The following is a 12,016-nucleotide window of genomic DNA, read 5'->3' as shown; positions in this document are numbered from 1 at the left end:
CTTTTCATTCAATTCTTGTCAATCAAACAAAATTATTATTTATTCATTGAAATAAATTGCCTCCCGACCATCTTTCCAGTATATTGGAAAAAATTTTTGGGACTTCTTTATGAAAATATTGCATACCTCCGACTGGCACATCGGCAGCACGTTTTACGGCAAAAAAAGAAATGAGGAATATGCGGCTTTTTTTGCATGGCTGCTTGCATTGATTCAAAAAGAACAAATCGACGTACTGCTTATCGCAGGCGACATTTTCGATACAGCCCTTCCCAACAACTCAGCCCAGCACCTTTATTATTCCTTTTTAATTGATTTACGCGGCACTTCCTGCAAACATGTTGTCATTACCGGCGGAAACCACGACTCCCCAAGTTTTTTAAATGCCCCGCAGGCGCTTTTAAAATCCCTCAACATCCATGTCATAGGGGCTATGCCGGAAAACATCCATGATGAAATTATTCCCATCCGACATAACGGCGAAGAAATAATCATTCTTGCCGTTCCTTATTTGCGTGAACGCGATTTGCAGGGCATAGCGATTACGGAAAATTATGAAACAAGAGCGGAAAAAATCGTTCGGTCCATTGCCGAACATTACAAAAATCTTACAGAAATCGCCCTGAAACAAAAACAGGCAAACAGTCCGCTCCTCGCCATGGGACACCTCTATATCGCAGGCTCCCAGCTTGAGGAAGAAGGGGAGCGGGAACTTTACATCGGCTCCCTCGCCAAAATTTCTGCCGATATTTTTCCAAAAGAAATTAATTATGCCGCCCTCGGTCATATCCATTCAGCGCAAAAAATCGCCAAAACCGAACATATCCGTTACTCCGGCTCTCCCCTCGCCATGAGTTTCGCAGAAAAAAGCAACAAGAAAAAAATGCTCGTTCTTGACACGGAAAATTCTTTATCCGTACAGGAAATAGAAATTCCGGAATTTCAAATAACCCGCAAAATTTGCGGAAACTTTTCCGCAATACGGCAGGAAATTGAAAAACTGAAAGCCCTCGGTCAATCCGTATGGCTTGAAGTCGAATACAGCGGCGAGGATAAATTCAATTTAAAAGATATGCTTTTCGCATTGACCGCCGACAGCAAAATTGAAATTCTCAAATTCAAAAATCAAAATATTATTGATTACTATATCAATGATACGCTGTCGGAAGAAAACCTTGAAGACCTCGACCCGCAAAAAATATTCGACAGAATTTTAGAAAAAACATCCTATCCGGATGAAGAAAAACAAGAACTGCTCGCTTGCTATCATGAAATTTTAACCGCCTTGGCGGAAAAAGACATAAACGAATAAATTATGAAGATACTCAGTTTACAATTAAAAAATCTCAACTCGCTTTACGGCGAATGGTTTATTGATTTTACCGATAAAACCTATCAGAATGACGGATTGTTTGTCTTATCCGGTCCGACAGGAGCAGGAAAATCCACCATTTTGGACGCTGTTTGCCTCGCCCTTTACGGACAAACCCCACGCCTCGGAAAAATCACCCAAACAAACAATGAAGTCATGTCAAAGCACACGGCAGACTGCTATTCCCTTTTGCATTTTGAAACAAAAGGAATACAATATTATGCCCGTTTTGAACAAAGAAAAGCAAAAAACAATCCGAACGGAAAACTCCAGGATGTCGAAAGAAGCATTGCCAAAGAAAAGCCTGATTCAATCATTTGCCGAAAAAAAACGGAAATCAATGAAGAAATTATCCGTATTACGGGCATGGATTTTCCCCGTTTCACCCGTTCAATCCTATTGGCGCAAGGAGCTTTTGACAGTTTTTTAAAGGCGAGGGACGAAGAAAAATCAATGCTCCTGGAACAAATCACAGGCACGGAAATTTATTCGGAAATTTCCCAAACAATATATCAGCGTGCAAAATCAGAAAAAGAAAAAAAAGAACGCTTAATCCTTTTAGCAAACAATACTTCGCTATTGCCTCCGGAGGAAATCGAAAAATTAAAAAACCGGCAAGAAACGCATAATCAAGAATTAGCAACGATTAATCAACAACTGTCCCAAATCCGGGCATTCATTCTTTGGCATAATCAAATGCAGGAACTGCAAGAAAAAAATGATACGGCAAAAAATCAGCACAAGAATTTTCTTGAACAAAAAAAAGCTTCGGAAGAAAAAGCAATTCAGCTGATAAAAGCCGAAAAAGCGGAAAAACTTTATCCGGAATACCATGCCCTTAATTTGCAGGAAAAAGAAATCCAAAACGCGCAAGCCAGCCTGACCGAATTGGAAAAAAATCTGCCGAAGCAGGAAACACAATTAAAGCTTCTCATTCAAAAAATCGAAGAAATACACAACAACTGTCAGCAAGAAAAAATAAATTATGAGAAATTGCGCCCTCTTTTCGAGGAAATAAAAAAATTGGATATCGAACTTGAAAATATCAATAAAAACATTCAGGCGCAATCAACGGAAATTGCACAATCAGAAAAAGAAAAACAAAAAATTGCCTCTGATATACAAGAGATAGACAAAAAAAACGCAGCAATACGGCAGGAACAAGACGAACTTTCAAACTGGTTTCAGACAAATACGTGCTTGGAAACATTGAAACAGGAACTGAGCGCCATAAAAAACAATTTAATACACCTAGATACGATAATTGAATCCGGCAAACAAACAAAAAATAAAATCGCAGAACAGGAAGAGGAATTAAAACACCAAAAAACGAACAACGCAAAACAAGAACAAAGCCAAAAAGAACTTATTGCCGACACAAAACTTAAACAAAAACAACAAAAACAAATAACCGGACAAATTGAAACGCTGTTGAAAGAAAATTCCCTGCAAGAATTAAAAACAACGCTTTCTTTTCTTGAAGAAAAAAAATTCCTGCTTGCGCAAATTTCAGCGCTTGAAGAACAGAGAAAAACATTGCGGGAAGGCGAGGAATGTCCGCTGTGCGGTTCAATCCACCATCCTTTTATGCAAAAGGACGCCATAATTCCGTCCGGCAATTCCGATATTGATATCGATATCAAACAACTGAAACACCAAATTGAGGAAATTGAAAAATTAAAACAGGAACAAGATAAAATAGACCTTCTTTTAGCAGAAAACAATAAGCGGTTTGAAAACATCGGGCAAACAATCCAAGACAATGCCCGCCAAATTATGAATAAAGAAAAGCTGATACAAGAATTTCAAAAAGAACGGAACGAACTTTTAAAACAGTACAATGAAGAAAAAGAGACATTATTGCAGCAAGTCAAACCTTTCAATATCACGGAAATTATCCCTAATAAAAACCAGGACATTACCGAAATACTGGAAGGACATCTGAAAAATTTTGACATGAAAAACAAACAAAAACAAGACATTGAACAAAAATTGCAAGAAAATGAAAAACAACTGGCAAGCCTGCAAACACAGCTTGCAGTCATACAAAACAATCTCACATACAAAAACGGGCAGCTCCAGACAGAAAAAAACACATATTCTTCCATTAAAAGAAAACGTGAAAAAGATTTTGCTCAAAAAAATCCTCAAACCGAAGAAGAAAAACTATTAAAATCAATCAATGAACTTGAAGAAAAAAAAGAAAAAATCCTTCAAGAAAAGGATAAACAAAATCAGGAAGTGACCCAAAGCAAGGAACAAATCAACCATCTGCAGGCATTTCTTGCGGAAAAAAGCAAAAACGTTTCCATGCTAAAGGAAGAATTTCTGCAAAAACTGCAAGAGCAAGAATTTTCCGATGTTGAAGATTTTTTAAAAGCGCAGCTCTCCAAAGAAGAATTGCAGCACTTACAGCACATTTTTAAGGAATTGGAACAAAACATAAAACTTACCCAAAGCAAACTTGCGGAAAGCGAAAAAGAGCTGCAGACTCTTAAAAATAAAAATTTAACAGCCGGCTCAAAACAGGAATTGGAAGAACAGGAAAAAAACATTCGGGAAAAACAAGAAGCAAGCCTTGTGGAACTTGGTGAAATTCAAGGAAAACTCAAACAAAATCAAGAAATTGCAAACACATACAACGAAAAACTCCAAAAACTGAAAAAACAGGAACATATCCAAGCCAAATGGGATGCTTTAAATTCGCTTGTCGGTTCTGCTGACGGCAAAAAATTCAGGCAAATAGCCCAAGCAATCACTTTTGAACAGGTTTTGCATTATGCCAATATGAAATTGCAGTTATTGCAAAAGCGCTATTTGCTCATTCAGGATAAAAACAATCTTCTCAATTTAAATGTGCTTGACAATTATCAGGGAGGCGAAATAAGGGCTGTGCAAAATCTTTCAGGCGGCGAAAGCTTTATCGTCAGCCTCAGCCTTGCACTGGGACTTGCTCAAATGGCAAGCAAAAACGTACGGGTGGATTCACTTTTTCTTGACGAAGGTTTCGGAACGCTTGACGAGGAAAATCTTGATACCGCCCTTTCAACCCTTGCCAGTATCCAGCAGGAAGGAAAGCTTATCGGCATCATTTCCCATATTCCGCTTTTAAAAGAAAGAATCAACACCCAAATAAACGTCATTCCCGAACAGGGCGGAAGAAGCATTTTACAAGGCGCCGGCTGTAAAAAACTTCATTAAAAAATCCCCTTTCGCCCCGAAAAGAACAAAAGAGGATTTGTTTCATTCCATATCAGCGAAGCCCTAATTTAACCGCCCATTCGATAAAAATATTTTCGATTTTTATCAGTTTGTTATTGGATAAAGCAAGAATGCCGATTAAATCCTGCATTTGATCCTTGGTTATGCCGAGAGCCAAAAGCTGTTTGGTTATCTCTTCCAAACTTCGGGTTGTTTTTTCCGCTTCCGCAATCATTTTTTGCTCTTTGCCAGAAAGAGCGAGTGTTCCGAAAAGCATTTCGCAAGCCATTTCCCTTGGCAAAGGCATATTGTATCTGCCTAAATACACACGGCTGAAAGCATACGCCAGCGGCATGATTTCCGGTTTATTTTCATTGCGTAAAAAAAACGGAACGGTTTTTAAAAGAACAGTGAAGCGTTTTAATTTTCTGACCAATTCAGCTTTTGAATCGCCTGAACGCCCGTAAAAAACCTGATCTTTCTTCCGTAAAGCGATAACCGCCAGAACCAAAGCCAAAGAAAACAATTCGTTGTCAGTAAAATCAGGTAATTTTTCTTGTTCAAAAAGCTTGAACCTGCCAAAAAACGCCACGCTTCTCAATTCGGATTCAAAGGCTGAAAGCAATTCTTCAAAACGGTTTCCGGAAAAATAGCCTAATATCAACGCATTGACACACAAAGAAATTTTGTACATGGGCAAAATTTCCTTTTCGGCATATTTCGCTTCGACAGCCCGCTTTATTCCTTCAAACGTATAGGCTGCAGGCTGGACACGCAATTCAAGGGCGAAACGGATATAATCTTCTTCGGTGAATGAGGAGCAGACCTTTGCCAGAATTTCCCAAACCAAAGAATGCTCCGCTTCTTCCAAGTTTTCAGCAGAAATTAAGAATTTCGCACAGACAGCACCAAGCAGAACTTCATAATTTTCATAGCCTGTTTGCTCCAAACATTCCTTGGCGAGCAGTGTCCAATATTGATGGTGGTCAGGCGCGTAACACGCATAATCGCGTTCCGTAAGCAAGGAATTTCTTTTTTCTTTTCCTGTCCTTTCAAGAGTCAGGAGTGCGTGAAGGATATCAAAATCACGGCTCATCACGTGTGAAAAAAACTCTAAATTCGTATCCATAATTCTCTCTCTATTTTTTTAATTCCAAATTTCTGTCAAAAGTCGCCATAATCGCTTCAATTACAGCCCCGCGGACAGCATTTTTATCCAGACTATTCATGCCGGCAATGGTTGTTCCCTTTGGCGAACAAACATTCAGGCGCAATTTCGCATAAGGAATGCCGCTGTTTTGCCGTGCAAGCTCCGTACTGCCTAAAAATAATTGTTCAAGCATTTTTTTAGCGTCATCATATTTAAAACCTAAGCGGATCGCCCCTTCAAGCATTGCTTCAAGCATATAAAAGACAAAAGCGGGACCGCTGCCTATCAATGTTGAAAATTCGGCGAATTGAGCTTCCGGCAGGATGCATGTTGTTCCGACGCATGCAAAGATTTTCTTTATTGTTTCCTTATGAACATCCTGAAGCATTCCGTCATCGAAACAAAGGGCTGTGCACCCTTCGCCGACCATGGCAGGCGTATTGGGCATGATGACGGACACCGGGCAAAACGGGCAAATTTTCTTTATAGCCGCAATAGATACCCCGGCAGCAATGGATACAATAATCGTATCGCTTGTTAAAAATTCTTTGATGCGCAGAAGCAATTCTTCAACCGCGTAAGGCTTTACGGCAATGACGACGATATCGGATTTTTTCACAAGCTCTTCTTCTCCGGAACAAGGCAAAAGCCCGCATTCATTTTCCAACTTTTGCAGTTTTTCCGGGTTGTGATCATACCCGGCAACATGAAATTCTTTTGCACGGCTTATTCCGTAAATAATTGCCGACCCCATATTTCCGCAACCGATAAAACCGACTGTCTGCATAATTTCCTCACACAATTTTTTTTGATTATATACACCTATTCATAAAACTTGCAACGCAAAAGAAAAACTCTGTCTAACATGCTAATATTGCATAATATTTAAATTTTCCCATAAAGCGATAATTGTTGTTCCCTCATCTGAATTGTCAATAATACATTCCCCGCCGCAAATTTTACTCTTTCTTTAATATTTTTCAATCCATGCCCGGAATTTGTTCCGCCTGAATATCAATTGACAAAAAGAGCAGGAATTTTTATTCGGCTGTAATTTGTTTTTTGCCGACAGCATTCACTGTTATTACCGCAAGCAAGCCGATACACGCTAATACGGCAATAAAATTAAAAATAGTCACATATCCTTGCACAGGACCTTGAACATCCAGCCAATGCCCATACAATAAACCGAAAACAGCATCCGGCAGCGAGCTGAAAATTGTTATAACGCTTACTGCCGTCGCTGTTTGGTGAGGAGGAATGCGAACTTCTTCCATGCTTGCGTACATGACGCAGTAAAACATCATGCAGGCAAAACTGATAAGCATGGTAATAGCGATAATGACAGTATGGGACGTCGCCGGACTCATATTCAGCAAATATAAAATCAAGCCGATAAAAATACTATAAGCGATAATCATCAAACGTGAAGAATTACCCAGTTTGTCAGCAATATACCCGCTTATCGGACCTGCAAAAATACGGATTCCATAAACACGGACGGTACCCAGCACAGCCCCGAAAGTGATAGACGCACCAAGGACATTCGTTGTGTAAGGAGTCATATAGCCCATGCTGACATAGCAGCCATAACTGCAAGTAATAAGAACAACCAAAATCCACACCCTGCCGGATTTTAAAACTTCAAGCAGCGTATTCACGGCAGAAGCGGATTTTTCATCTTGATCTTCATAAAAATCATAAGGAGTCTTATCTGTTATGAATAAGCATACGCAGATAACGGCTATCACCAATGCAGCCGCTTGGAAAAAAAGCATATATTTCAATCCGTCCATTTGGTCTGTGAACATCTCATAAATATATGCGTCGATAAAACCGATAACAACCATTACAAAACCCTGCATGCCCAAAAACGTGCCGAACATGCGTCCTTGCTCTTCTTTGTCGCCGGAAACACGCACAGCTTTAATCAGACAAGGATAAACGCCGCATGCCGAAACAGCCAAAACTCCCCAAATCACCAATGCGGAGGCAAAAGACGGAATAATGGCGAAAACGACATTGCACAGCGACGTAATCGATGCCGAACAGATAAGAATTTTCCGGGTTGACCACCTATCCCCGATAATGCCTGCCGGCAAATATATCAATATGGAAACAACAATGAAAACAGTCATTAAATATCCCAATTCCGTATTTGTCGTTTGCGTTGCCGCCCTTATGATGTCATAAAATTTAAAATGAATGTACGGCAAAGCGTTCGATGCCGCAAACAATGTGCTTAATGCAAATATCCGGGCATATTTTTCAAATATTGTCATAAGACCTCCTTAAATATCACCATACACAAGTTTATTGCCGACAATAGTCGCCGCTATTTTCAAATCCTTGATTTTCCATTCGTCAGCTTCCAAAGGATTTTCCGCAAGCACGACAAAATCAGCCAGTTTTCCAACTTCAATGCTTCCTTTGACGTTTTCTTCAAAACCTTGGAATGCAACATTGATTGTTATAGCCTTTAATGCGCTGTACACATCAATTCCCTGTTCCGCCTTGCCTAAATCCTGCCCTTCATAGCTCTGACGGTTTACCGCCGACCAAACGCAAAGCAAAGGGTCGATTGGCGTTATATAGGTATCATTATGCAGAGTGCAGTTTATTCCCAAACTCATGGATTCCCTCACAGGGTCAAGCCGTTTGGCTCGCTTCGGACCGAGAAAAATATCATGGTGACGTTTTCCCCAATAATATGTATGAACAGGAAAAAACGAAATGCAGGCTTTCAATTCCGCAATGCGCTTCAGCTGGTCGGGACGGACGGTCTGGCAATGAATAAAAATAAAGCGGGAATCTTTGCGATAATGTATTTTCTGCGCATACTCAAAAGCATTAAGCGCCATTTCAATGGCTCCGTCGCCGTTGCAGTGTACCGCCACCTGTTTGCCTTGTTTATGCAGCTCCAAAACTCTTTCATTCAGCCATTGCTGTTCATGATTATATGGTCCCAAAAAGTCAGGCTTTCCATCGGGACAAACATAATACGGCTTACTTAAAAATGCCGTTCTTGCCTGAATGGAGCCGTCTGCGGTTAATTTTGCAGCGCCCATGCAAATCATTTTCTTTTCGTCCGCATAATCACCCGATTTCAATTCCGGATAAAGATTATTCCATTCTTTATCATACACATCGCCTTCGCCAACCGGATACAGAACCAAACGAAGTTTAAATACATCCTTATTCATTGCTTCACTGGCTAAATCAACGCTTTCCCGCGTACACCACCAGCCTTCCTGTACAGTTGTGCAGCCTTTGGCGGCATATTGCTTTGAAACTGCCTCAAGCCCTTTTATGAATGCGGGTTTGTCGGCAGGAGGAATTTTTGCCATGACCGGACACAGAGCCGTTTCGATTACTCCCGTCGCTTTGTTATCGTCATCCCTCAAAATGCGGTAATACTCGGTATCGGACGTATCATCGGTAATTCCGCCTTTTGTTAAAGCCAGTCTGTTATGATATGTCACCCAGCCTGAAATATGCGCAACAGATACGGGGTGCTTTGTACTCACTCTGTCTAAATCATCGGATATCAAGTGACGCATTTCTTTTACCTTGCTGTCATCATATCCCCAGCCGACAATCCATTCCCCCTCAGCAAGTGTTTCCGCTTTTTGCCGCAGAAGAGCTATGACATCGTCTATGTTCCGCACAGCGCCGAGAGGACAGCTGTTAACATCTACCCACAGCGCCCGCAACGCAGTATCTAAAATATGGCTGTGGGCATCAATAAATCCGGGCAGCAGAGCTTTGCCCTGCAAATTGAAATACTTCGTATGATTATCCGCATACTGTTTTACCTGCTGCAAATCACCGACAGCCATAATCGTTTCATCATGCACGGCAACGGCTTCCGCAAATTTCTGCTCGTCATTCATAGTAAGGATGCTTCCGTTATAATAAACGGTATCAGCAAAAACTTTCATAATGCCTCCTTTGTATGCTTGTATCATACTGCGATTATAAAAATAAAACCAATCGGCACAACGCCGTATTTTACAAAAAAAAACACCCTAGACTAATCTAGGGTGTTCACAGTAACAATATGCTTACGCTATGCACTCGGCATAAACTTTATGCCGAAAACTGTGCATAATGACAGATTATTCTTCATCGTTTTTGGCAGCTGCAAAAGCGTCAGCCATTGTACCAAGATTGGTATCACCGGCAGAAGAATATTCTTTCGGTTTACGGCGTTCTTCGTCTTCTTTGAGTTGTTTTACAGAAAGACCTAAACGGCGTTCTTCAGCGCTAACATGGATGATTTTTGCTTGAACCTGATCGCCTTCCTTGAAAGCTTCGGCAGGATTTTTAATTTTCTTTCCAAGTTCGGTAACATGAATAAGGCCTTCGATACCTTCCTCAACTTCCACAAAAAGACCAAAATCAGTAACATTGGTGATTGTGCCCGTTACGGTGTTGCCCACAGGATAACGGCTTGGAACGGAAGCCCAAGGGTCTTCTGTAAGTTGTTTCATGCCGAGAGTGAATTTCTCATTTTCTTGGTCGACAGTAAGCACTTTCGCTTGAACAACATCGCCGACTTTGAACATTTCGTTCGGATGGCGGAGTTTCTTTGTCCAAGAAATGTCGGAAACATGGATAAGTCCGTCAATACCGTCTTCAATACCGATAAACATGCCGAATTCGGTAATGTTTTTAATGGTACCTTCCAAAACGGTGCCTTCAGGGAAACGTTCGCCGACCAATTCCCAAGGATTTTGCTTGATTTGCTTCATACCGAGGGAAATACGCTTTTTATCGCTGTCAACGCCTAAAATAACGACTTCGACTTCATCGCCTTGCTTTACGATTTGGCTCGGGTGACGGAGTTTGCGGGTCCAAGACATTTCAGAAATATGAACAAGCCCTTCAACACCGCTTTCAAGCTCAACAAACACACCGTAATCCACAAGATTGGTAACCTTGCCGGTATGGCGTGAGGCTTCGGGGAAACGGGTGGTGATATCTTCCCATGGGTCCTGGATCAATTGTTTCAAACCAAGAGAAACTTTATTGGTATCCTTATCGAAAGAAAGAACTTTAAGTTCAAGTTCTTGTCCCATGCTTACCATTTCACGAGGATGACGGATACGCTTCCAGCTCATATCCGTAATATGCAAAAGTCCGTCCAAACCGCCAAGGTCGACAAACACGCCGTATTCGGTAATATTTTTCACACGGCCTTTGACAGTTTGTCCTTCCTCAAGGGTGGTAAGAAGCGCACTGCGTTTGCTGTCACGGTCTTCTTCAAGGAGAACGCGGCGGGAAACAATAACATTACTGCGGCGGCGGTTGATTTTTAATACGCGAAATTCATAATTTTGATTGACCAACGCGTCCATATCGGGAACTGGACGCAAATCAACGTGAGATCCGGGCAAGAACGCTTCGATGCCACCTAAATCAACGGTATAACCGCCTTTGATACGGCGAGTGATCATACCTGTAATAACGCCGCCTTTTTCCAAAACTTCTTCAAGTTGGTCAAAAAGCTGCATGCGTTTCGCTTTTTCATAAGAAAGCTTAACCGTGCCATCGCCATCGCTTTTACGCTCAACGAAAACATTGATTTTATCACCGACTTTTGCGGTGATATTGCCTTGAGCGTCACGAAATTCCTCCGCAGGAATTTGACCTTCAGATTTAAATCCAACGTTTACAAGAACGTTTTCATTTTCTATCGCAACAACTTCACCTTCGACAATAGAACCTTCTTCCAGCTCACAGCCGTCATTATTGAAGCCATAAGCATCGAGCATTGATGCGAAATCTTCAGAATCAAATTGGTTTTCCATGTTATCCTTGGTCATAAGACCCTCCGAACCTCAAACAAATTCCTATCCATGTTAAAATAGGTTTCTTTTTATACTCGATTTTTAAAAAATACACAAGTATTTTATACGCTATTTTAATATTTTTTGCCGATTGGCAAAATTCTTTTCTTTCCGCACTTTTTTCTTGCATTTTATCCTATTCATTTTACAATAAGCAAAAGAAAAACGAGGAAAAATATGAAAAATTATCTTAAACTTATCGGAGCGGGCGTTTTCATATATATATTTTTTGCCCATTTCACGCCTTATGTAGCCCAATTCGTCCCTGCATGGCAATATTATGTCAATGTTTGCAATGACAGAAATTTGGAACCCGGAGCTTTGTATTACAGCGATTTGCCCATTATTTACGAATCAGAAGCGGCAAACAGGGAAGCTGTCATCGAAGCTTACGGCTCAGTAACCGGTTTTATGCCGGTTAACGATAAAAAATAAGCAGTC

The 12,016-nt window shown here is 40.8% G+C and carries 8 protein-coding genes; 3 read left to right on the top strand and 5 right to left on the bottom strand.

The window, feature by feature from the left end; all coding sequences use genetic code 11:
* Window positions 1-109: 109 nt before the first annotated feature.
* Window positions 110-1,312, top strand: a complete 1,203-nt coding sequence (locus JBF11_RS00785) for an exonuclease SbcCD subunit D C-terminal domain-containing protein (protein ID WP_334315490.1) — start codon at window positions 110-112, stop codon at window positions 1,310-1,312.
* 3 nt (window positions 1,313-1,315) lie between these two features.
* Window positions 1,316-4,573 carry an AAA family ATPase gene (locus JBF11_RS00780; RefSeq protein ID WP_334315489.1) on the top strand — a complete coding sequence of 1,086 codons (3,258 nt, stop codon included), beginning with the start codon at window positions 1,316-1,318 and terminating at the stop codon, window positions 4,571-4,573.
* Between the two features lie 52 nt (window positions 4,574-4,625).
* Here the strand turns inward: JBF11_RS00780 and JBF11_RS00775 are convergent, their stop codons facing one another.
* From JBF11_RS00775 to JBF11_RS00755, 5 genes are all read right to left on the bottom strand, one after another.
* On the bottom strand, window positions 4,626-5,702 hold the full coding sequence (locus tag JBF11_RS00775; RefSeq protein WP_334315488.1) for a hypothetical protein: 1,077 nt from the start codon (window positions 5,700-5,702) through the stop codon (window positions 4,626-4,628).
* Between the two features lie 10 nt (window positions 5,703-5,712).
* Window positions 5,713-6,510: a pyrroline-5-carboxylate reductase gene (proC, locus tag JBF11_RS00770; RefSeq protein ID WP_334315487.1), complete on the bottom strand. Its 798-nt coding sequence runs from the start codon at window positions 6,508-6,510 to the stop codon at window positions 5,713-5,715.
* 253 nt (window positions 6,511-6,763) lie between these two features.
* Window positions 6,764-8,005 (bottom strand): MFS transporter, encoded by a 1,242-nt coding sequence (locus JBF11_RS00765; protein WP_334315486.1) that lies wholly within the window; start codon window positions 8,003-8,005, stop codon window positions 6,764-6,766.
* 9 nt (window positions 8,006-8,014) lie between these two features.
* On the bottom strand, window positions 8,015-9,664 hold the full coding sequence (locus JBF11_RS00760; protein WP_334315485.1) for an amidohydrolase: 1,650 nt from the start codon (window positions 9,662-9,664) through the stop codon (window positions 8,015-8,017).
* Between the two features lie 177 nt (window positions 9,665-9,841).
* Entirely contained in the window at window positions 9,842-11,551 is a 1,710-nt protein-coding gene (locus JBF11_RS00755) for a 30S ribosomal protein S1 (protein WP_334315484.1), read from the bottom strand.
* 201 nt (window positions 11,552-11,752) lie between these two features.
* Here JBF11_RS00755 and JBF11_RS00750 point away from each other — a divergent pair, with 201 nt between their 5' ends.
* Window positions 11,753-12,010, top strand: coding sequence for a hypothetical protein (locus JBF11_RS00750; RefSeq protein ID WP_334315483.1), 258 nt, complete (start codon window positions 11,753-11,755; stop codon window positions 12,008-12,010).
* The last annotated feature ends 6 nt before the right edge of the window (window positions 12,011-12,016 follow it).

This window comes from Taurinivorans muris (assembly GCF_025232395.1).
GTDB classification, from domain to species: domain Bacteria; phylum Desulfobacterota; class Desulfovibrionia; order Desulfovibrionales; family Desulfovibrionaceae; genus Taurinivorans; species Taurinivorans muris.
Note: the sequence above shows the minus strand (reverse complement) of the source record. Positions and strands in the feature narration are given on the sequence as shown.